The organism is Flagellimonas algarum, from assembly GCF_040513375.1.
Taxonomy (GTDB): domain Bacteria; phylum Bacteroidota; class Bacteroidia; order Flavobacteriales; family Flavobacteriaceae; genus Flagellimonas_B; species Flagellimonas_B algarum.
Map to the genome: position 1 here is coordinate 1,282,996 of NZ_JBEVTG010000001.1, position 22,143 is coordinate 1,305,138.

The window sequence follows — 22,143 nt, forward strand, 5'->3', positions numbered from 1 at the left end:
CGGGAAGGCGTTCATTCCAAAACCTTGATGCTTGTACTATTAATACCTGCTTCCAAGCCATTTTCGGCAATTGCGAATTTAAGATAGCTAGGTCGATTTGCGGTTACTTTGGGCCACCTTGCGTTAAAAAAGGTGGTATCATTGGCCTTTAATTCGGTGGTGCCCGGTATGCGCGTTTCATAATCGAAGGAAACCAAGGTGTCCAATTCCTTGTAACGGTCTAAATAAGCCAGTCGAATATCCAGCTTTTCCAAAGCGATGGCCGAACCATACGGATTGTAGACCGAAAAGCGAAACCCTTCTTGTTTCATATAGGCATCGCCAAGCAATTCACATTGCAATTTTCGATAGGTTTCGAAAGCATCGATAAAAGTTCCTTCGAATTTCGAATCGTCGACGTTTCGATAACTGAAAACGACGCTCGAATCAGGGAGCACATCCGCTTTGGCGACATAAGCGACTTTCTTGTGTTGCATCCATGCCTCCGAGGAGTCGATCGAATATTGGTTGCGGCGGTAGGTGATGGTATTGTGGGTATAGGAGGGTTCGCCCGAATAAAACGAAAACATAGGTGCCCTGCGATAGCTATTGCGAAAGACCACAGGCGTCTCACCGACCTTGGCTTTCAATCGCTCGACCCAAACGGCATTGCCATGGGCTTCATAGGTAAAGGGAAGCAAAGAAGGGAAAATCAGCCAAAGCCGTGCATACAGCACAATGACGAAACTCACAAGCGACATGCGGAACATCCAAATCCTACTGTTTTTATTGGCGATCAAATGGCGAAAAGCCAAAACGGCCAGTGGGATACAGATGACAATGGCCCATTGGGCCTGCGCCCGCCGTTGAAAACTCGATACGAAAAAGAAGGCAATGACCCCATAAGTCAAATAGAGCAGGGCTTTGGTAAAACGGTCTTCGGCCTTCGTCTTGAAAAGGGCCCTGTATACCCATGGAAACAACAGGCCGAAAATAACGATCAAGTTGAGGAAATAGCCCAAGGTAAACTCGGCAAAGCCATATTCGTGGTTCGGTCGTTCGCTCAAGTGGTAGGCAATGGTAACGAACGCATTGTCGTTGAGCCATAGGAAATGGGGGAGGTAGCAAAGCAGGGCCACGCCAACAGCGATCCAGGCATTGCGTTGTTTCAACAATCCCAAATTCGAAAGTAGGACGAAAACAATGACCAAGACCGCATGGTATTTGCTATACATCAAAGCCGCCATGAGTACTCCTAAGAGCAGGCCATTTTGCAACGAAGGGTTTTTCAAATAGCCTTTATAGGCCCATAAAAAGCAGGCCGTGAAAAAAAGCAAGGGGGTGTCGGGTAGCGTAAAAAACCCATAGACGTTCAATAAGACCATGGCCGATAACAACAAGAAAAAATGGGCCACGTACTTGTTTTTACGCGGATCATCAACCAAAAGCCAGAGTGCCATAAAGGTGCCTGAGCCGAAAAAAACCCCGACCAAGCGAACCCCTAATTCCCCGTCAAACAGCAAGCCACCGAGCCAAATCATCAAGGCGACCATCGGGGGGTGGTCGAAATACCCCCAGTCCAATTGGTTGGAGTAGTACCAATAATAGGCCTCATCATAGATCAGATCCGTATAAATGCTTTGCAAAATGTTGAGCAGGAACAGCCCGATTAAAAAGGCCCAAAACAGCTTGGGGAATTTCTGTAGCATGTTTGAAGGTTGATCGCCGTTCAAAGGTACTAATTCGATCAGTAACGCCATCTTAAGCCGTTAACGATTGCCATCGAACGTTGATAATAGCTTATTTTTGACCCTTAAACCGCTGAGGTGGCAGATGGCATTGTAATCATACCGACTTATAACGAGATCGAGAACATCGAAGCGATCATTCGCACCGTTTTCGACCTTAAGAAAGACTTTCATGTACTGGTGGTCGACGACAATTCACCAGACGGAACGGCCCAAGCCGTGCGCCAACTGCAAAAGGAGTTTTTCGACAGACTGTTTTTAGAGGTCAGGACGGAAAAATCGGGACTGGGCACAGCCTACATCCACGGGTTCAAATGGGCTTTGCAGCGCGAGTATGCGTACATCTTTGAGATGGACGCTGATTTTTCGCATAAACCCAGTGATTTACTGCGCTTGCACCGGGCGTGTTTGAACGGGGCAGACCTTGCCGTAGGCTCACGATATAAGAAAGGGGTGAACGTCGTGAATTGGCCTTTGGTGCGGATCTTACTTTCCTACGGCGCTTCTTTTTATGTGAAGATCATCACCGGAATGCGCGTGCACGACCCGACAGCCGGATTTGTCTGTTACCAACGAAAAGTTTTGGAGACCATCGATCTCGATGCGGTCCGATTTATCGGCTATGCCTTCCAAATCGAGATGAAATACCGGGCCTACCTAAAAAAATTCAAGATCGAAGAAGTGTCGATCATCTTTACCGATCGGATCAATGGAAAATCAAAGATGAACTCCGCGATCGTTAGGGAAGCCATTTTCGGGGTCATCAGTATGAAGCTCCGAAGTATCTTTAAGAAAAACAATTTTTGACATGTCTAGAATCTTGTTGAAAAATGCGAAAGTGGTCAACGAGGATGCCGTTTTTGAATCGGATATCCTGATCGATGGCCGGTATATCGCGAAATTGGATCGTGATATTTCAGATCCCCAGGCCAGGGTAATCGATATGCAAGGCCATTATGTGTTACCCGGTATCATCGATGACCAAGTGCATTTTCGGGAACCTGGATTGACCCATAAAGGCACTATTGCCAGTGAAAGTAGGGCGGCCTTGGCCGGGGGCATCACCACCTTTATGGAACAGCCCAACACCAAACCACAGACCACGACCATAGCCGAACTGGAAGCCAAGTTCGACCGGGCGGCCCAAAGTTCCTATGCCAACTATTCCTTTTTGTTCGGAGGCACCAACGACAATTTGGAAGAACTCAAGCGGCTGGATCCAAAAGCCTGTTCGGGTGTAAAGTTGTTCCTGGGTTCTTCAACAGGCAATATGTTGGTCGATGATGAAGCCGTACTCGAACAGATTTTCAAGAATACCGAAATGGTCATATCGGCCCATTGTGAGGATGAAGGAACCATACGTGCCAATTTGAAAGCGCATACCGACCGCTATGGGGAAGCCATACCGATCGCCAGCCATCCGATCATCCGCAGTGAGGAAGCGTGTTACCTTTCTTCTTCCAAGGCCATAGCCTTGGCCCGAAAAACCGGCGCCAGACTGCATGTGTTCCATGTATCGACCGCTAAGGAAACCGAACTGTTTACCAATGCCATCCCCCTAAAGGAAAAAAAGATTACCGCAGAAGTCTGTATCCACCATTTATGGTTCAGTGATTCCGACTATGCGGATAAAGGGACGCTGATCAAGTGGAACCCTGCGGTCAAGACCGCCGCGGATCGTGATGGACTTTGGAAAGCCTTGAACGACGACCGCATCGATATCGTCGCCACGGATCACGCCCCACATACCTTGGCTGAAAAACAGAACCCCTACCTCTCGGCACCTTCGGGCGGCCCCTTGGTACAGCACGCCTTACCGGCCATGCTCGAGAAAGTGGCCGAAGGGGCCATTACCCTTGAAAAAATGGTTCGAAAAATGTGCCACAACCCGGCCGATCTTTTCGATATCGAAAAACGCGGATTCATCAAAGAAGGCTATTTTGCCGATTTGGTCGAAGTGGACACCCAAAGCCCATGGCGGGTCGAAAAAGGGAATATCCTGTATCAATGTGGATGGTCACCCTTTGAAGATCTTACCTTCGGGGCTGCGGTAAAACGAACCTTTTTAAATGGCCGACCCGTTTATGAGAACGGAAAGGTGTCTGAAGAACGCCATGCCATGCGATTAACTTTTGAACGGTAGTATGAAACGGTTTTTGTTGTTTTTGAGTGGATGTATGTTGCTGGTCGGTTGTGCCGAAAAGGTCATCGAGCCACCTGCAGACTTGTTGACCGAAGAACAAATGGGCGACATTATCTATGATTTGGCCGTTTTGAATGCTACGAAGGCGACGAACAAGGCGGTGATGGAAAACAACAACCTACAGATCATGCCCTTCATTTATGAAAAATACGGCATTGATAGCGTGCGATTTGCTCATAGTGATCAGTACTATGCCTCCATCCCTTTGAAATATCAGATGATTTACGAATCCGTCGAACAACGCCTGCAGGCACAGATTAAGGTAATCGAAGACGAACGAAAGGAAAAGGCCGAAAAATCAAGGGCTTCGGCTGATAAAAGACGCGATAGTCTAAAAAAGGTCGATAAACCACCAGTCATTCGGGATAATGGTCCCGATAGATAGCAGCGGTTTTGGCAATGACCGCTGAAAGCGGTTCGAAGCTAAAGCCTTCCAAGGCCTTGATTTTCGAATGATCGTAATAGTCCCGTTTGGCAAAGAGCCGGGCCGTCCGTTTGGAAAGCCTTCTCCGTTTCCCACCCAAAACCGACTTTAACCAATCCAAGCGCCATAACAGTTCCAATTGCCAAGATTTCAGCACTTTTTTAGGGGGTTCCAAGTTCATGGCCGACGCTATTTGGGTGACCAGTTCTAGGTAACTAAGGTTCTCATTGACCAAGACGTATCGCTCGTTTTTTAGGTCGGACCCCATCAATAACTGCATGGCCAGAACGGTATCCATGACGGTGACGAAGCCGGTACCGTTGGGCAAGACGAATTTTTGCCCGCGCGCTACGCTGTGGAAGAAAAGGCCGCTGCCGCTTTTGAAAAACCCAGGTCCGATGATCACCCCCGGATTGACGATGACCACATCGACCCCTTCTTGCGAAGCGCGCCAGACTTCCATCTCAGAGCGGTATTTCGAATGGCTGTACCCAGTGTTCGGAAGGTCTTGCCATTCGGTTTCTTCAGTAACCCAAGCCTCACCCACAGCCGGACCGATGGCCGCGATCGAACTGACATAGCAGAGTTTTTCGATGCCATGGGCGATACAGAGGTTCACCACGTTTTTGGTGCCCCCCACATTGATTTTATGCAAACGCTTGTCGTCTTTTGGGTCGAACGAAATCAGGGCAGCGCAATGGTATACCTTGGCCACGCCTTCAAAATGCGAAGCAAGGGTGACGGGGTCGGTAATGTCACAGGCGACCCATTCGATGCGATCGAACAGTGCTTTTGGGTCATCCGTGTAGTAGGAGAACACCTCCTCGACCATTGCTTTGCGTTGCTCGGTGCGATAGGTCGCCCTTAAGGGTTCGCCTTGCTGCGCCAATTTGTAAAGTAGGTGCGATCCCACCAGACCGGTACCCCCTGTAATCAATACCATCCCCAAATTTACCGAATTGACCGATAATTTTTTGAATATCGTGCTGCCAAGATTTTATATTTGCAGCGAATCTTAGAAATTCACGAATGCGGAAGAATTTTGTTGCTGAATTGAAATGGCGCGGGATGTTGCATGATGCCATGCCCGGAACCGAAGATCATTTATTATCGGACATGCAGGCCGCCTATGTAGGGATCGATCCTACGGCCGATTCCTTACATATCGGACATTTGGTCGGGGTCATGATGCTTCGCCATTTCCAATTGGCCGGGCATAAGCCCGTAGCCTTGGTTGGAGGGGCGACCGGAATGATCGGGGATCCTTCGGGAAAATCGGCCGAACGAAACCTGCTCGATGAAGCTACCTTACGGCATAACCAAGAGGCCTTGAAAAATCAACTGGGCAAGTTCCTTGACTTCGACGGGCAGGAACCCAATGCGGCCGTATTGGTCAACAACTATGATTGGATGAAGGATTTTTCGTTTCTCGATTTCATCAGGGATGTGGGCAAGCATATCACCGTCAATTATATGATGGCCAAGGATTCGGTCAAAAAGCGGCTCTCGTCAGAAGCGAAAGAAGGCATGTCTTTTACCGAGTTTACCTATCAATTGGTACAGGGCTATGATTTCCTTCATTTGTTCCGCACCCATAATTGTACGCTTCAAATGGGCGGTAGCGACCAATGGGGCAACATCACCACCGGTACGGAGTTGATCCGCAGGATCGGCGGCGGCAAGGGCTATGCGTTGACCTGCCCACTCATTACCAAGGCCGATGGTACCAAATTCGGGAAAACGGAAAGTGGGAATGTGTGGTTGGATCCCAAGCGTACGTCGCCCTATCGTTTCTATCAGTATTGGTTGAACACCTCCGATGCCGATGCGGCCAAATACATCAAGATCTTCACCTTCCTTAGTGAAAACGAGATATCGGACCTGATCGCCCAACACGAAGAAAGTCCGCATTTGCGGCAGCTCCAAAAGAAGTTGGCCGAAGAGATCACGACCATGGTGCACTCGCGGCAAGACTACGAGAACGCCGTAGGGGCCAGTGAGATCCTGTTCGGAAAATCGACGGCAGACAACCTCAAACAACTTGATGCGCAGACCTTTTTAGAGGTATTCGAAGGCGTGCCCCAGGCGAGTTTATCAAAAAGCGAACTGGAAGAGGGCTTGGATATGATCGGTGCCTTGGCGGCCAAAACCTCTTTTTTGGGCTCCAATGGGGAAGCCAGGCGCGAATTGAAACAAAACGCCATTTCGGTCAATAAGGAAAAGGTCAAGGAAGATTATCGCATTACCGCAAAGGATTTGATCAACGATCAATTCGTATTGCTACAAAAGGGGAAGCGAAACTACTTCGTCTTGGTGTTCAACACCTAACTATTCCGAAACCCTTTGGATCAGACGACCATAAGGTTGCACCCCCTGATGTCGGCGTGATCGAACCTGCCGAGCACTTCGAAACTTCCGTCTTCATAACCCTTGCCCAAATCTTGGGTCGCGATAAAGGGGCACGAATAGGCATTGGCCAAATCAATGATGTTGATACCCCCGGTTTTACCCAAGGCTTGATAGCTTAGTGGATCCTCGGTATCCCTGATGAGAACCCGCATCCAAGGGGGGCAATGGAAGATCCCCAATCCGTCGGAGTAGGCCTGTGAAAGTAATTCGGTCATGCCGTACTCCGAGTGGATGGCATCCACCCCAAAACCTGCACACAACTGCGCATGTAAGGCTTCGCGTACCAGTTCCTTTCGCTTGCCTTTCATTCCGCCTGTTTCCATAACGATCGTATGCTTGAGTTGGAAAGGGAAGGCTTCGACCAAATCGAGCAAGGCATAGGTCACCCCAAGGAGCAGCGTTTTCTGACCATGTGATTCCAGTTGCTGCAAGCGCTCTTTCAAGCCTTCAAGATCGTTCAGGTAGAACCCGCTTTCCGGATGCTTCGAACCGCTGATCAGGTCTTGGGCCATATAGACCAAAGAGGACCCTTCCCTTTCGAGATAGGAGGGCAACAAGGCCAGAATGCAATACCCTGTCAAGGGGCCATAGAACCGTTCGAAGGCCTTTCGAAAACCCATTTCATATAGGGCGAGGTCGGCTACATGGTGTCGGCTGGTCACCGATCCGGTGGTCCCGCTACTCGTAAAGGTGATTTCGGCAGGCATGCCCGTGGTTTGAATGGTCTTGGATTTGAAAAATTCTATGGGTAGAAAAGGGATTTGATCGATCTGTTCCACCTTTTTGGGAACCACGCCCAAATGGTCACAGAATTCAGCATAGACCGGATTATTTTGGTATTGGAAGGCAAAGAGTTCCATGGTCTTGGCATGGAATTCCGCTTCGGAAGCGAGGGTGAAGATCGATCGGGTATCAAAGGCCATCTTGGCAAAATTACCAAATAAAAAACCCCTTCGAAAGAAGGGGCCTCGCTTGTGTTAGTTTGGGTAGTTATTTTACGACCAGCTTGCGGGTCATGGTCTTTTTATCTTCCGTCACTTGCAACACATATACCCCAGGAACCAGTCTAGAGATGTTCAAGGTGTTGGTCGCGATGCGGTCTTTCAATACTGCTTCACCGAAAATATCAAAGACCTGGATGTCTTTGGTGCCGTTGGTAGCGGTAGTGATATAGATTTCTTCTCCATAAGCTGGATTCGGATACATTTTGAATCCTTTGACTTTCGGGGTTTCAGCGTCGTTGACACTGACCAATTCTTGTCCGATGGAAATGAGTGGAAACGCCATAAGTAGAACTAAGTAGATTTTCTTCATCAATGCCAATTTGGGATAATAGCAAAGTAAAGGTACGGAAAGGAATTCCCTACAAATAGAAATTGTTGTGAAACCCAATTAATTGTAGGTCAGTCCGATGAAGCGCAAAAAACGTCGGTGAAATGCGTTTATTTGATGATCAGTTTTCGGGTCACCACCTTGTTCCGTTCCCGAACGCGAAGGATGTAAACCCCTTTGTCCAAGCGTGAAACATTGAGTTCGTTCCCTAAAATCGTGGTCTCCATCACCTGGGTGCCCAATACATCGAAAATGTAGATTTGCTTGGGTGCTTTTTGGGCGGTATCGATATATATCTTACCGTTTACCGTAGGATTGGGATACAATTTGAACCCTTCGATATCGGCATCCGTTTGCTGTGAGAACGCAAAGGATGAAACGAAAAAGAAAGCAATCAAGTAGAAGTGCTTCATAAAGTATTGGTAACAAAGGGTATGCCACAAATATAACCAATTTGCCTGCCAGCGATCGACCGTATGTCGAAAAAGCCTACAATTTTCGATAAAGTGCAAAAAAAAGCCCCGCTTTCGCGGAGCTTTATGGTTTTATGATGCTTTTGGTATTAGTTGATCCCTACGGTCCAACCTGCTCCCCAAGTAGCGATATCGGTTCCTGTTCCGTTTCCGACACCTGAAATCACATCGGCTTCGTCAAAAGTAAAGCCCGTATCGTTTTTCAAGGTGGTGGTTACGTTATCGAAAGTCACGTCGATGATGTTCAACAAATCGTCAAGCACGCCTTGGCCGGTTGGGTTGTCGCCCATATCGCCGTCCAAATCGAAACCTTCGGCATAGTTCGAGATCAATACGTTGGTAAAGATCACCTGGGTACCCGCGCGCAAACGAATGGCTTCATCGCTATCGTCTTCGCCATCACCGACTACGGTGACATTGGTAACGTTCGGTGCTGAAAAGTAACCACCTTCGTTGCTGAAATCGGTATTGTACCCGTCACATTCGAAAGCTTTGTCGTGAGAGGATCCGTGCTGTACGTAAACATCGGTCAAGTTGCCGATATAGCCTTCGGTCCAGTCGATGGAATCGTCTTCGGAATTTACGACGACCAAGTGGCTTGCGTTAACGGTGCCTCCAAAGAATTCGAATCCATCATCGGAACCTTCGTAGATCTGAATGAAATCCATGGTAGTCCCGTTCCCAACGGCATAGGCTGAAAGTCCGTTCAACTCGGCGTTGCCATCAATGGCCCCACCTGCATATTCGATACGCATGTATTGGATGTTTCCAGAATTATCGGCTGGGGTGTTGCCACCATAAGAAAGGCCACCGACTTCAGAAGTCGCGGTATCGGTAGAACCGTCAGCTGTTGAGTTGATCGGGGCACGGCCACAGATGACCAAACCTCCCCAATCCCCTGAAGAAGGGCTGCTAGCGTTAGACGTCAAAACGATGGGCTCGCTGGCGGTACCAACGGCATTGATTTGGGCACCTTGTTGGATAGCGATGTAGGCATTGACCCCAACAGGTTGGGCACGTACGGTCATTCCGGCAGGAATGGTCAAGGTCGTACCACTGGCCATAAGGACCGGACCTGTAACGGTGTACTCGATCGTTGGATCCAAGGTAAGATCTTCAGTGTAAACCCCACTTAAGTTGACTGCGGTTACATCGGGATCCGTGGTACCGTCACCGGTGGTGTTATTGGTGGTATTGTTCACAATGCTATTGTCATTGATCACAATATCGGAAGTATCGTCACTTTCACAACCAATAAAGATTGCAGCGGCTATACCTAAAAATAAAAACTTGTTTTTCATTGTTCTGAGTTTATGGAATAATTAAAATTTATATTTAAGGGTTAGCCCTACGTTAACCCCGAGATTATACGAGCGAATGGTAATATCCCCGATACCGGTACCTTCTCGAACGAAGGATACATCGGGATCCAAGATGTTCTTGGCCGAAAGGTTGGCCTCAAAGTGTTCCCCAAAAGCATTTCTCCAAACGAAATCCAAGGTGGGTACCGCCTTTTCGACGATATTGCCAAGGCTTCCTGCACCTAATGAAAAGATGCGGTCGGAGAAGTAGGAGAAAACAACAGTCGCTTTGGGTTTATAGGTCCCAAAGGAAGTCGGACTGAAATTCAAATCCGTATTGATGACAAATGGGGAAGCGCCTTCCAATTCATCCGAATCCCGGTTGAACGAGGTGCCAAAAGTATTTTCCTCCCCAGCGGGAATGTCTTTTAAATCTTGATCTGTGCTGATGTAGGCGGCGTTCAAACCGAACGAAAGGATGGCATTCTCATCTGCATCGGTCAATAGGTTTTTGCGAAGTTCCAATTCGACCCCGTAAATATCGGCCTGTTCACCCGTTCTGAAATAACGTTGGGTTCCTGTCGCATCGGCCGCTACCACGCGGTTAACGGGATCTTTGATCGTTTTCGCGAAAGCCGCTACCGAGATGATCTCACCGCGTTCCAAGAACCATTCGTATTTGAGATCGAAATTGTAAACATCGGAGTAGGTGGGGCCATCCCCATTCAAGCCACCCAAGAGATCCGGGTTACCACCGACCCTTTGGGTAACGGATTCATAAACGAAAGGGGCTACTTCCTTGAACTCCGGAAAAGAGGCCGTTTTACTGGCGGCGAAACGCAGGTTTGAGTTGTCGTTCAAGGCATAGCGAACGTTCAAACTCGGCAAGAAGATGTTCTCGTAAACATCCCGTACCCCTGGGTCATCTGGGCGGATGTTGATGACGTCATATTCGACCCTCTGATCGAAAGACTCCAAGCGGATGCCGGGAACGAAACTCCATTTTTCCCCAACCGTTAGTTCTGCCGAAACGTAACCTGCATGCACGTTGAGGTTTCCTTTATAGGTGTTTTCAGGAAGTCCTGGGCGGTTTCGGTTACCGATATCGTTATTGATCGGATTCAAAACGATCAAATCATACAGACCGCTACCATCAGGGATGTTGATATTGGTCACATCAAAAATCGAGTTGAAATCATTCACATCGGTCACTGGGGTAGCATCACGATCTTGGATCTCGTAACCATAACGGATACTGTTGAAACGACGTTCTTTGCGACGACCGTTGTACCCGAAATTCCACTTTAGGTTTTCAGAGGCTTTATACCCGAAATTCACATAACTGTTCAACTCATCGTCTTCGATACTTTGGAAAAAACGTTGGTTGTCAAAAGGGATGTTGGTATAGAACACGGGGTTGGTGTTCGGGTCACTATCCAAAGCGAACTGATAGTTCTCCAAGGTAATCCGCTTTCGATCTGGTTCATCGGAAAATACTTTATTGAAACCAGCGCCCCAATCCAGGCTCCATTTGTCATCGAAGGTATGCTCACCGGTCAATTGGTTCACGAAGATCATGTCTTGGTTGAACTGTACGTTCATGACATAGAACCCGCGATCCGTATCGATGATGGCATCCCTATTGGTTCCCTCCCCATTGGTTCCATAAAATCCGACGGCATCCGTGGAGCTGTTTACGAAAAGGGAGCTGTATTTCACCTTGTGGTCATCATTGATACGGTACGTGATATTACCAAGTGCCGTTGTTGTAGTACCGTAGGCGAACTCACGTACGTTTGGGAAATCGACTTTCAGTACATTGGTAAAATCCCGGGCAGGACCTTCCCACAGTTGGTAGCCGTTGCTAAAGCTAGCGGCACCGAAGAAGCTCAATCGCGATTCATCGTTGAGGTTCCAAGAGTACCCCCCTTCGATTTCGCCAGAAAAGTTAACCGGGCTTGAAGCATCCTGAGGATCGACGCCATGTGATAGAACAATCGCAAAAGGATCGTTGTCGTAACGGTTATAGAAGCCAAAGAAACTAGGGCCTTCGCTGCGAACGAAATCCTCTCCACTTGCGTTCGAATTGAAACCCGTACCCAAGCTGACGGCAATGTATCCGTCACCCGTATATTCTTTTGAATCGACGTTGACGTTCCCTGCGGCGAAATCGCCGTAGAAAGTCGATCCATAGGCTTTGCGTACGGAAACGTTCTCAATGATGCCCGCACCGAAAAGATCCAAATCGATGTTTTTCTTGTTGACATCGTTCGAAGGCAACGACAAGCCGTTCATAGTGGTGTTTTGGTAACGATCACCCAAGCCGCGAACGTAGACATTGCTCGACCCCTGTTGCTTTGAGATACCGGATATCTGGGCAACCGCAGCAGCGGCATCGTCAATACCTTTAAGTGTCAATGCTTCCGCACTGATCGCTTCTTGAATGGTCAAGGCCTTTTTCTGTTCGAGCAAAAGGGCGATTTCCGAATCTTTTCTTGCTGTGGTCGTGATGACGACTTCGTCAAGGGCAAACCCTTGGGAAGCACTCATGGGCACATTGACCGTGGTTACCTTATCGGCTTCGACTACCACATTCGGAATTTCAATGGTTTCGTAGCCCAAATAACTATAGACTACGGTATAAGTGCCGGGCTCCAAACCGGGAATTTCATAAAGCCCATCAAAATCGGAGGTCGTACCGGTGGTCGTGCCTTTGATCAAGATGTTGGCGAAGGCCAAGGGATCGTTGTTCAATTCCTTGTCGGTGAGCTTTCCGACGATAGAACCTGTCTGTGCGTATATTATAGAGGAAAATAACAGTGCTGTTAAAGCAAAAAGGTTTTTCATTGTGTTTTCGTTGTCCGGTATTCGTTGATTTTATCTCGGCGCAAAGGAAAACAGGTGGTGTAAAAGTCGCGTTAGTTGTCCGTTAAGAGTTTATTTAATAACCATTACCATAAGGTTATGACATTAAATCAATGTTAAGTGGCAAAACGGTTATTGTATTATCTTTACATTTGATGAATTACGCTTAAAAGCCGACCATGAAAACAAAAGATATCAAGATCCTTTTGGTAGACGATGAGCCTGATATTCTGGAGATTGTGAGTTATAACCTTTCTTCCGAAGGATACGAAATAAGTACGGCAACCAATGGGATCGATGCCGTGGCCAAGGCAAAGAAAAAACATCCCCATCTGATTATTTTGGATGTAATGATGCCCGAAATGGACGGTATTGAGGCCTGCGAGATATTGCGTAAAACAGCGGGTCTCGAAAATACGATCATCACCTTTTTGACGGCCAGGGGCGAAGACTACTCACAAGTTGCCGGATTTGATGCCGGGGCCGATGACTATATCACCAAACCGATCAAACCCAAGGTATTGGTCAGCAAGGTCAAAGCCCTATTGCGTCGGTTGAAGGAAGACAAGACCGAAGTTGAGGATATCGTGCAAGTCGGGAACATCATTATCAATCGCGAAGAGTACAAGATCGTGAACGATGGTAAAGAGATTGTTTTACCCCGGAAGGAATTCGAATTGCTGTCCTTGTTGACTTCCAAGCCAAGTAAGGTGTTCAAACGGGAGGTGATTTTGGACAAGGTGTGGGGCAACGAAGTGGTCGTCGGCGGGCGTACCATCGACGTACACATTAGAAAACTTCGCGAAAAAATCGGCGACCATCATTTCAAGACCGTAAAAGGGGTGGGCTATAAGTTCGTGCTCTAATGGCGATCAAGCTCCGAAAATCATATCGGTTCGCCCTCCGATCTTCTTTGTTCATATCCATTTTACTCTGGCTCGTTTTAGGGCTTATCCTTTATTATACCGGGAATCTGGATTGGGTCGTACTGGCCATTTTCTTTCCGATTTCCTTTGGAATCGCTTTTTTGATCATCCAGTCCAGGGTCGAACGTTTCATTTACCGAAGGGTCAAGAAGATCTATGACGATGTGTCGCTTTTGGAATCCTCTTCTTTTTCTTCAAAGCCCATCACCACCGACATGAAAACCTTGACGGAAGAAATCGAAAAATTCGCCCAAGACAAGAAAATCGAGATCGATACCCTGAAAATCAGGGAAGAATATCGAAAAGACTTTTTAGGAAACGTATCCCATGAACTGAAAACCCCGCTGTTTACTGTACAGGGGTATATTTTGACCCTACTCGATGGGGCGATCAAAGACAAAAAGGTCAGCGAGAAGTATTTGAAACGCGCCAGTAAGGGCGTCGAACGTTTGATCTATATCGTTCGCGATCTCGATATGATCACCAAGTTGGAGACCGGAGACCTCAATTTGGAAAAAAAGGAATTCGATATCATCGAGTTGATCCAAAACGTTTTTGAATTGCTCGAAATGCGTGCGGCCAAAAAGCAGATCGCCCTGACTTTCGATATGGAGTACACCCGACCCATCTATGTAATGGGGGATTCCGAAAAAATCCAACAGGTCATTACCAATCTGCTGGTGAACTCCATCAAATATGGCCATAGCAACGGAACCACAGAGGTCAGTGTTGAGAATTTGATCAAGAACAAGGTCATAGTTAGGGTTACCGACAATGGTGAGGGTATTCCGAAACAACACATTTCCCGATTGTTCGAACGGTTTTATCGGGTCGACCAGAGTGGTAGTCGTAGTGAGGGGGGCTCTGGGCTCGGTTTGGCCATCGTAAAGCACATCATCGAGGCGCATGACGAAAAGATCTATGTCGAAAGTGAGCTCGAAGTAGGTTCGGAGTTTTCGTTTACTTTGGAGAAAGCGGTGAACAAATCCTGATAGTCGACCGTGCTTTCCATTTGGGTCAAACCCTTGAACTTTTTGACCCGTTCCAACTGGGTCAAATCAAATTCTTCTTGGGTGCAATAAGGCACCATGTTTTGTTTTTGCAGCCTTTCGGCCAAATACTCTTGTTCGTATTGACCTGGGGTCGGAATGAAGAATGCCTTTTTTTCCAATTTGGCCAGGTCCATCACCGTGGTGTACCCTGAACGTGAAAGGACCAATTCGCTTTTGTTCAAGGCTTTCCCAAGCGCTTCCGATTTCATGAAATTCGCGATGTCGACACGGCCTCTCGCGGTTTTCAAAGTCCCTTTCTTTTGTTGGGCCTCGATTTTCCCTTTAACGAATAGGACCCGCCCCTCGAAGGTTTCCAGTGTTGACAGTAGTTTTTCCTCAAGAATGGTCCGCTGGGGTTCAGGACCGGAGAGTAAGACCATGAGATCGTATTTTTTGCCGCTGTCTTTTTTCGAAAACCGGCTCAATGGACCCAGATACCTGATGTTGCCCTTTGGTTTTTTCAAATGGCCCAATTTCCCGGTCAGGTTGGGTTTGCTTTCCACATCGGGCACCCAGCATTCCGTGAATTTTTTGATGATCCTTTGGTGCATTTTAGAACTGAACCAAGTGGTGTTTCCTGAAAGTACGTTCAATTGATGGGTGATGAATACGCAAGGCACTTTTTTCGAGTATACCCCCAAACGGTTGTCTGAAATTATGCCATCAAGTTCCAGTTCCTTGACCAAGCGTTTTACGGCCTTTTTCTCCTTGGCGATCGCTTTGAGCACCTTGGGGGAATCCCAAATCATCTTGATTTTGAAGTGCTTGCCCTTTTCAGCGTATGTTATTTTGTAAGATGGGAGCTCGTAGGCGGGTAATTCAGGAAACTCTTTGCGAAGTAACCTCAGGGCGACTCCATCGGAAGCGAGTAGGGGCTGATGCCCCTGATTTAAAAGTTCGTTGATGATCGGGATGCAGCGGGTCGCATGTCCAAGCCCCCAGTTCAAAGGGGCGACCAAAATTTTTTTACGTTCGGTCATGAAACACAAAGAAAGCAATGGATGTATGCATTTCGATTTCCTTAGTTTTGCCAAATCATTAAGATATTGTTTTGGGAAGCAAGAACAAGCTCAAAAGATTTCAAGAAAACAGCACCTTCGCCAATGTGATCCAACCTACTCGCGAGGAAGTCGCTCAAGGGTTCCCCTTAAGGGGCAAATGGGGCGAACACTTCAAGAACGACCACCCGATCGTCTTGGAACTGGGTTGTGGTAAGGGCGAATACACCTTGGGCCTGGCACGTCAAAACCAGGATAGGAACCATATCGGAATCGATATCAAAGGGGCCCGAATTTGGCGCGGTGCCAAGACCGCCCTTGAAGAAGGGCTTTCGAATGTCGCCTTTTTACGGACCCAGATCGAATTGTTGGATGCGTTGTTCGCGCCTGGGGAGGTGGCCGAGATCTGGATCACTTTTCCTGATCCCCAAATCAAGTACAAGCGCACCAAACATCGCATGACCAACCCTGATTTTTTAGCACTGTATCGCAAGATCCTCGTACCACAAGGTATCGTCCATCTCAAGACCGACAGTGAGTTCATGCACGGCTATACCCTGGGATTGCTGAGCGGTCTTGGCCACGAGATCTTGTATGCCAATCACGATGTGTATCGCAACGCAGGCAGCCCGAAAGAAATACTGGACATCCAAACCTTTTACGAAAAACAGTATCTTGAAGTTGCTAAACCAATAACATACCTCCGCTTTCGGATACACTGATCGATGACCCATCTGCTAATTTTGTTTTTCGCGACCTTTTCGGCGGCCTTTATGGCGACCGTACCTCCAGGCTTGCTCAATATGAACGCCGCGAAGACCAGTGTTGAAAAAGGCAAGCTGAACGGGGTCATTTTCAGTTTGGGCGTATCGACCATGATCGTATTGCAGGCCTTGTTGGCGGTGTATATTTCCAAATTCCTGTACAACAATCCGCAAGTGATCGATTGGCTGTTGAAACTGGCCATCGGTGTTTTCGCTTTTTTTACGGTGTATTTCTTTTTGTCGGCACGACGGAACAAAAAGAAACAGATCAAAACCGTAAACCTGAGCAAGAAGAACAGTTTTTTCAAAGGCATGCTCTTGGCAGCCTTGAACCTGTTGACGGTGCCGTACTACAGCAGTTTGAACGCGATGTGGAACGAGGCCGGCTGGATCAAATTCGAACCCGGGGATATCGTGACCTTCATCTTGGCGGCCGGTTTGGGCACCTTCGCCGTGCTCTATCTGTATACCTTCTATTTCAACAAGTTGGAAATGAAGACCAACCGTTTTTCGAAGAATTCGAACTATATTTTGAGTGCCTTGATGCTCGTCCTATTGATGATTACCTTGATCCGTATATTCTATAACTGAAATGGACAACACCAATTTTTTTGACAAAGTCTACGCAGTCGCCCAATTGATCCCCTATGGCAGGGTCACCTCTTATGGTGCCATTGCGAAATATCTTGGGGCCGCCCGCAGTGCACGCATGGTCGGTTGGGCCATGAACAATTCACATACCAAAGACGTGCCGGCGCATCGGGTCGTGAACCGGGTAGGGGTATTGACCGGCAAGCATCATTTCGATGGCACCAACCTCATGCAACAATTGCTCGAAAACGAGGGAGTCAAGGTGGTCGACAATCAGATCGTTGATTTCGCCAAACACTTTTGGGATCCCGTAAAAGAACTTTCAGGAGACCTCTAGTATATTGGTTTTAACGATGCCACCATCTTGATTTTCAATCATTCCGCTTTATACTCTTAGTCCTGCGCCCTATCTTTGTAATTTAGAATCAATTTAAGCGACTTTGCCCTATGAAAACAGGGTCAAGGAGCTCAAAACCGAAATATGAAGTTCACGAAAAAACAGGTGTTGGCCGCTCTTGAGGGAATCACGGTTCCCGGAGAGGGTCAAAATATGGTCGAAAGTGGTGCGGTGACCAATGTACAGGTGTTCGGTGACGAGGTCGAGGTCGATATTACCATAGCGAACCCCAGCCTTCAAGCCCGCAAGAAGACCGAAGTGGAGATTTTGAAGATCATTCATGAAAAGGTCTATGCCAAAGCGAAGATCAAGGTCAATATGAAGGTCAACGCCCCGGCCAAACCCAAGGTGAACGAGATCAAAGGCAAACCCATTCCCGGCATCCAGAATATCATTGCCGTGGCTTCCGGTAAAGGGGGGGTCGGTAAGTCTACCGTAACCGCGAATTTGGCGGTCACCTTGGCAAAAATGGGATTTAAGGTCGGTTTGCTCGATACGGATATCTACGGGCCTTCGATGCCCATCATGTTCGATGTGGCGTTGGAAAAGCCCTTATCGGTCAATGTCGATGGTAAGAATAAAATGAAGCCGGTCGAGAATTATGGGGTCAAATTGTTATCCATCGGCTTTTTCACCCAGCCCAATCAGGCGGTGATCTGGCGGGGACCGATGGCCAGTAAGGCCTTGAACCAAATGATTTTCGACGCCCATTGGGGAACCCTTGATTTTCTCTTGTTGGATTTGCCCCCAGGTACCGGAGACATCCATCTGAGCATCATGCAGTCGTTGCCCGTTACCGGTGCGGTCGTGGTGAGTACCCCCCAAGAGATCGCCTTGGCCGATGCCCGTAAAGGGGTGGCCATGTTCCAGCAAGAAGCGATCAACGTACCCGTATTGGGAATCGTTGAGAATATGGCCTATTTTACTCCGGCCGAACTACCTGATAACAAATATCATATCTTTGGTAAGGATGGAGCGAAACATTTGGCCGAAGACCTTAAGGTGCCTTTCTTAGGAGAGGTTCCTTTGGTACAAAGTATCCGCGAGGCCGGGGATGTCGGAAGACCCGCTGCCTTACAAACGGCAACCCCCATCGAATCGGCTTTCGAGGAGCTGACCAAAAATGTCGTTCAGGAAATGGTGCGACGGAACAAAGACCTTCCGCCGACGGAAGCGATCAAAATCACGACCATGGCCGGATGTGCCGCGGTCCAAAAGAAATGAGTATGACATCGGAAGAAATAAAAAGCAACGTTGAGAAAGCATTGGACGAAATCCGTCCTTTCTTGCAAAGTGATGGAGGTGATATTTCCTTGATCTCCATAGACAACGATACCTCGGTAAAGGTCAAACTCGAGGGCAATTGTATCGCTTGTAGTGTCAATCAAATGACCTTGAAAAGCGGAGTGGAAATGACCATCAAGAAGTACGCACCACAAATCGAGGAAGTCATCAATTTGAGCTGACAAAAATCATGGATGCCCACAAAACCACGCTGTAGTTTTGTGTGAAATCCCCACTCCTTATGATCAAGACCGATATCCTCATTATTGGCGCGGGCCCCACAGGGCTTTTCGCGGTATTCGAAGCCGGGTTGCTACAACTGCGTTGCCATCTCATCGATGCGCTACCACAGGCAGGGGGGCAATGTGCCGAAATCTATCCGAAAAAACCCATTTACGATATTCCTGGTTTTCCTGAAGTATTGGCGGGTACCTTGGTCGATAACCTCATGGAACAGATCAAACCCTTTCAACCGGGTTTTACTTTGGGCGAACGTGCCGATACACTGGAAAAATTGGAAGACGGCACCTTTGTGGTGACGACGAACAAAGGGACCCGACATCATGCGCCGATCGTTGCCATTGCGGGTGGTTTGGGGAGTTTCGAGCCACGCAAGCCTATTTTGGACAAGCTCGCTTTTTATGAAGACAAAGGGGTGGCCTATATGATCCGCGAACCTGAGATCTATCGCGACAAACGGGTGCTGATTGCCGGAGGGGGCGATTCCGCTTTGGACTGGGCGATTTTCTTGGCCGATGTCGCCGCTGAGGTCACTTTGGTACACCGGCGCAATGAATTCCGCGGTGCCTTGGATTCCGTTGAAAAAGTACAGGAACTGAAAAACGCCGGTAAGATCAAACTCATTACCCCGGCCGAAGTCCGCGAACTAAAAGGAGAAGACCGCCTGACCGCGGTGGTCGTCGAGCGCACCAGTACCAAAGAGCGTTTCGAATTGGAAGTTGATGATTTCATTCCCTTATTCGGACTTTCACCGAAACTCGGTCCAATGGCCGATTGGGAACTCGAGATAGAAAAGAACGCCATCAAGGTCGATAACGCACTCGATTACCAAACCAATATTCCCGGGGTGTACGCCATCGGTGATATCAATACCTATCCGGGTAAATTAAAGCTGATCTTGTGTGGTTTCCATGAAGCCACCTTGATGTGCCAAAGTGCGTACCAACGCATCCATCCCGATAAAAAATACGTCATGAAATATACTACCGTAGGGGGTGTGACCGGTTTTGATGGCAGTAAGAAAGAGGCTCCGAAAGCCGTAATCAAAGCAATCGATTGATATGTCCGATATCCGTATTACCATCATTGACCGCGAAGGGGTCTCCCATGAGGTAGACGCCCCTACCGATATGAACATGAACCTTATGGAAGTCGTACGTTCTTATGAACTCGCACCGGAAGGTACCATCGGTATTTGCGGTGGCATGGCGATGTGTGCTTCGTGTCAGTGCTATGTCAAGTCTACGCATGAGCTGCCTGAAAAGACCGATGATGAGGAAGCGATGTTGGCCGAGGCTTTTTTTGTTGAAGACAACAGCCGGTTAGGATGCCAAATCCATATGACCGAAGCTTTAGACGGCCTCGAGGTTGAACTGGCCCCTGAAGAAGCTTAAATACGCGCTTGGTAGGTAAATAGATTGTAGTACCGACCTTCTTTCGCAATGAGTTGGTCGTGGGTGCCCCGCTCGGCGATTTCCCCTTTTTCGATGACCAGAATCAAATCTGCCTTGCGAATCGTACTCAAACGGTGTGCGATGACGAAGGTGGTCCTGCCTTTGGTCAATTCGGCCAAACTCTTTTGGATTAAGGCCTCGCTTTCGGTATCCAAATTCGAAGTGGCCTCATCAAGGATCAGGATTTTGGGATCGGCCAATACAGCGCGGGCTATGGCGATGCGCTGGCGTTGCCCTCCCGAAAGTTTGATGCCCCGTTCACCGATGAGGGTATCCAACCCGTCGTCGAACCGATCGGTAAATTCATCCACATAAGCCGATACCACGGCCTTTTGCAGTTCTTCTTCGCTGGCATTCGGTCGCGGGAAGAGGATGTTCTCCCGAATGCTCCCTTCGAAAAGGAAGTCATCTTGCAAGACTACGCCCAAATACTGCCGATAGCTGTTCAGGTCTATTTTAGAGAGGTCTTTGCCGTCAATGGTAATGGTGCCCGAATTGGGGGTCAAAAAGCTCGCCGCCAAACCTGCGATGGTCGATTTGCCCGAACCGGAACTGCCCACCAAGGCGATCACTTCACCGGCCTTCGCTTCGAACGAAATACCATGCAAGACCTCTTTTTCTTCTTCATAGGCGAAAGATACCTGGTCGAAAACCATATCACCCTGTATGGCCTCCAGTTCGATGGTACGGTCGTTCTCTTCGGCTTCGATGGTCTTGTTCATTAATTCCTCAGTACGATCAAGACCTGCCAAAGCTTCGGTCAATTGACTGCCGATATTGCTCATTTGAACGATGGGGGCGATCATCAACCCCAATAGAAAGGTAAAAGTCAAGAACTCCCCAACGGTCAGCTCATCGATCATGATCTTATACCCACCGATGCCCATGATGCCGGTGGTAGCTACCCCCAACAAAAAGGTAGAGCTACTGGTCATAAAGGCGGTGGCGGTCAAACTTTTTTTGACGTTCTCGAAAAGGCGATGCACCCCACTTTCGAAGACTTTGGCTTCCTGTTCCTCGGCATTGAACCCTTTGATGACCCGTACACCCCCCAAAGTTTCGGTAAGGCGACCGGTAACTTCGGCATTGATCTTGCCCCGATTTCTGAAAATCGGTCGAATGATCTTGAACGCTTTCAAGGCGATGATCGCGAATATCGCCAAAGGGACCAAAGTGAACAAGGTCATGGAAACACTGATCTGTAACAAGAGTACCAGCGCCACGATAGCGGTAACCGTACCCCCGACCAATTGCACCAAACCGGTGCCTATCAAATTCCGGACCCCTTCGACATCGGTCATGATCCGCGATACCAATTCGCCTGACTTGGTATTATCGAAAAACCGGATCGGCAACGACAACACCTGTTTCTGCACTTTGGCACGCAGCTCAGAGATCAAGAACTGCGCCTGGACACTGAGGATCCGCGTCAATAAAAACGACGTGACCGCTTGGACCAAGATGGCACTGATCACTACGCCTACCAGTACTTTTAAAAAGGCGATGTCTTTATTGGGTATGATATCGTCCATCAGGTATTTCAACGACATCGGCGCAACGAAACTGGCCGCCTTACTGATCACGATCAATAACAGCCCAATGAACACCAAATTTCGCTTCGGCCATATAATGGTTTGAAAGGCCTTTAAAACGCTTACTTTTTTATCTGCCATGGATTATGGAATCTACAGCCAAGGTAGTTC

At 48.1% G+C, this 22,143-nt stretch carries 22 protein-coding genes; 13 read left to right on the plus strand and 9 right to left on the minus strand.

Annotated features, from left to right (window positions below; genetic code table 11):
* Positions 1-11: 11 nt before the first annotated feature.
* Positions 12-1,688, minus strand: a complete 1,677-nt coding sequence (locus ABV409_RS05920) for an ArnT family glycosyltransferase (protein ID WP_353876623.1) — start codon at positions 1,686-1,688, stop codon at positions 12-14.
* Between the two features lie 117 nt (positions 1,689-1,805).
* On the opposite strand from ABV409_RS05920, the gene ABV409_RS05925 reads away from it, so the two are divergent.
* The 3 genes from ABV409_RS05925 to ABV409_RS05935 are packed head-to-tail and all read left to right on the plus strand — an operon-like array spanning position 1,806 to position 4,315.
* Positions 1,806-2,534 (plus strand): polyprenol monophosphomannose synthase, encoded by a 729-nt coding sequence (locus tag ABV409_RS05925; RefSeq protein ID WP_353876624.1) that lies wholly within the window; start codon positions 1,806-1,808, stop codon positions 2,532-2,534.
* A 1-nt stretch (position 2,535) separates the two neighbouring features.
* Complete coding sequence (locus tag ABV409_RS05930) at positions 2,536-3,870, plus strand: dihydroorotase (protein WP_353876625.1); 1,335 nt, start codon at positions 2,536-2,538, stop codon at positions 3,868-3,870.
* 1 nt (position 3,871) lies between these two features.
* Entirely contained in the window at positions 3,872-4,315 is a 444-nt protein-coding gene (locus ABV409_RS05935; protein WP_353876626.1) for a DUF4296 domain-containing protein, read from the plus strand.
* On the opposite strand, the gene ABV409_RS05940 is transcribed toward ABV409_RS05935, so the two are convergent.
* A complete protein-coding gene (locus ABV409_RS05940; RefSeq protein ID WP_353876627.1) occupies positions 4,287-5,297 on the minus strand; it encodes an NAD-dependent epimerase/dehydratase family protein in 1,011 nt (336 codons plus the stop codon). The two genes, ABV409_RS05935 and ABV409_RS05940, sit on opposite strands and share 29 nt — an antisense overlap.
* 86 nt (positions 5,298-5,383) lie before the next feature.
* Between ABV409_RS05940 and tyrS the strand changes: the two genes are divergently transcribed.
* Positions 5,384-6,682 carry a tyrosine--tRNA ligase gene (tyrS, locus tag ABV409_RS05945; RefSeq protein WP_353876628.1) on the plus strand — a complete coding sequence of 433 codons (1,299 nt, stop codon included), beginning with the start codon at positions 5,384-5,386 and terminating at the stop codon, positions 6,680-6,682.
* Positions 6,683-6,702: 20 nt separating this feature from the next.
* Here tyrS and ABV409_RS05950 read toward each other — a convergent pair whose 3' ends face one another.
* From ABV409_RS05950 to ABV409_RS05970, 5 genes are all read right to left on the minus strand, one after another.
* The gene (locus ABV409_RS05950) at positions 6,703-7,686 is read right to left on the minus strand and encodes a long-chain-fatty-acid--protein ligase (protein WP_353876629.1); all 984 of its coding nucleotides are present in this window, start codon (positions 7,684-7,686) and stop codon (positions 6,703-6,705) included.
* Between the two features lie 67 nt (positions 7,687-7,753).
* Entirely contained in the window at positions 7,754-8,077 is a 324-nt protein-coding gene (locus ABV409_RS05955; protein ID WP_353876630.1) for a T9SS type A sorting domain-containing protein, read from the minus strand.
* Positions 8,078-8,205: 128 nt separating this feature from the next.
* Positions 8,206-8,508, minus strand: coding sequence for a T9SS type A sorting domain-containing protein (locus ABV409_RS05960; protein WP_353876631.1), 303 nt, complete (start codon positions 8,506-8,508; stop codon positions 8,206-8,208).
* A 149-nt stretch (positions 8,509-8,657) separates the two neighbouring features.
* On the minus strand, positions 8,658-9,869 hold the full coding sequence (locus ABV409_RS05965) for a multidrug transporter (RefSeq protein WP_353876632.1): 1,212 nt from the start codon (positions 9,867-9,869) through the stop codon (positions 8,658-8,660).
* Positions 9,870-9,890: 21 nt separating this feature from the next.
* The gene (locus ABV409_RS05970; protein WP_353876633.1) at positions 9,891-12,716 is read right to left on the minus strand and encodes a TonB-dependent receptor; all 2,826 of its coding nucleotides are present in this window, start codon (positions 12,714-12,716) and stop codon (positions 9,891-9,893) included.
* Between the two features lie 197 nt (positions 12,717-12,913).
* On the opposite strand from ABV409_RS05970, the gene ABV409_RS05975 reads away from it, so the two are divergent.
* Together ABV409_RS05975 and ABV409_RS05980 are read left to right on the plus strand one after the other, a co-directional pair.
* Positions 12,914-13,600: a response regulator transcription factor gene (locus tag ABV409_RS05975; protein WP_353876634.1), complete on the plus strand. Its 687-nt coding sequence runs from the start codon at positions 12,914-12,916 to the stop codon at positions 13,598-13,600.
* Positions 13,600-14,652, plus strand: coding sequence for a sensor histidine kinase (locus ABV409_RS05980; RefSeq protein WP_353876635.1), 1,053 nt, complete (start codon positions 13,600-13,602; stop codon positions 14,650-14,652). Before ABV409_RS05975 ends, ABV409_RS05980 begins: the two co-directional genes overlap by 1 nt.
* Here the strand turns inward: ABV409_RS05980 and ABV409_RS05985 are convergent.
* Positions 14,580-15,692, minus strand: a complete 1,113-nt coding sequence (locus ABV409_RS05985) for a glycosyltransferase (RefSeq protein WP_353876636.1) — start codon at positions 15,690-15,692, stop codon at positions 14,580-14,582. The genes ABV409_RS05980 and ABV409_RS05985 overlap by 73 nt on opposite strands.
* Positions 15,693-15,763: 71 nt before the next feature.
* On the opposite strand from ABV409_RS05985, the gene trmB reads away from it, so the two are divergent.
* The 7 genes from trmB to ABV409_RS06020 all read left to right on the plus strand — a co-directional run bounded on the left by trmB (position 15,764) and on the right by ABV409_RS06020 (position 20,380).
* The gene (gene trmB / locus ABV409_RS05990) at positions 15,764-16,432 is read left to right on the plus strand and encodes a tRNA (guanosine(46)-N7)-methyltransferase TrmB (protein WP_353876637.1); all 669 of its coding nucleotides are present in this window, start codon (positions 15,764-15,766) and stop codon (positions 16,430-16,432) included.
* Positions 16,433-16,435: 3 nt separating this feature from the next.
* Positions 16,436-17,065 carry a LysE family transporter gene (locus tag ABV409_RS05995; protein ID WP_353876638.1) on the plus strand — a complete coding sequence of 210 codons (630 nt, stop codon included), beginning with the start codon at positions 16,436-16,438 and terminating at the stop codon, positions 17,063-17,065.
* Between the two features lies 1 nt (position 17,066).
* On the plus strand, positions 17,067-17,402 hold the full coding sequence (locus ABV409_RS06000; RefSeq protein ID WP_353876639.1) for an MGMT family protein: 336 nt from the start codon (positions 17,067-17,069) through the stop codon (positions 17,400-17,402).
* Between the two features lie 144 nt (positions 17,403-17,546).
* Positions 17,547-18,686, plus strand: coding sequence for an Mrp/NBP35 family ATP-binding protein (locus ABV409_RS06005; protein WP_353876640.1), 1,140 nt, complete (start codon positions 17,547-17,549; stop codon positions 18,684-18,686).
* A gap of 2 nt (positions 18,687-18,688) precedes the next feature.
* The gene (locus tag ABV409_RS06010) at positions 18,689-18,928 is read left to right on the plus strand and encodes a NifU family protein (protein WP_353876641.1); all 240 of its coding nucleotides are present in this window, start codon (positions 18,689-18,691) and stop codon (positions 18,926-18,928) included.
* A 59-nt stretch (positions 18,929-18,987) separates the two neighbouring features.
* Positions 18,988-20,046, plus strand: a complete 1,059-nt coding sequence (locus ABV409_RS06015; protein WP_353876642.1) for an NAD(P)/FAD-dependent oxidoreductase — start codon at positions 18,988-18,990, stop codon at positions 20,044-20,046.
* Between the two features lies 1 nt (position 20,047).
* Positions 20,048-20,380 (plus strand): 2Fe-2S iron-sulfur cluster-binding protein, encoded by a 333-nt coding sequence (locus tag ABV409_RS06020; protein WP_353876643.1) that lies wholly within the window; start codon positions 20,048-20,050, stop codon positions 20,378-20,380.
* Here the strand turns inward: ABV409_RS06020 and ABV409_RS06025 are convergent.
* Complete coding sequence (locus ABV409_RS06025) at positions 20,377-22,113, minus strand: ABC transporter ATP-binding protein (protein WP_353876644.1); 1,737 nt, start codon at positions 22,111-22,113, stop codon at positions 20,377-20,379. The two genes, ABV409_RS06020 and ABV409_RS06025, sit on opposite strands and share 4 nt — an antisense overlap.
* Between the last annotated feature and the right edge of the window lie 30 nt (positions 22,114-22,143).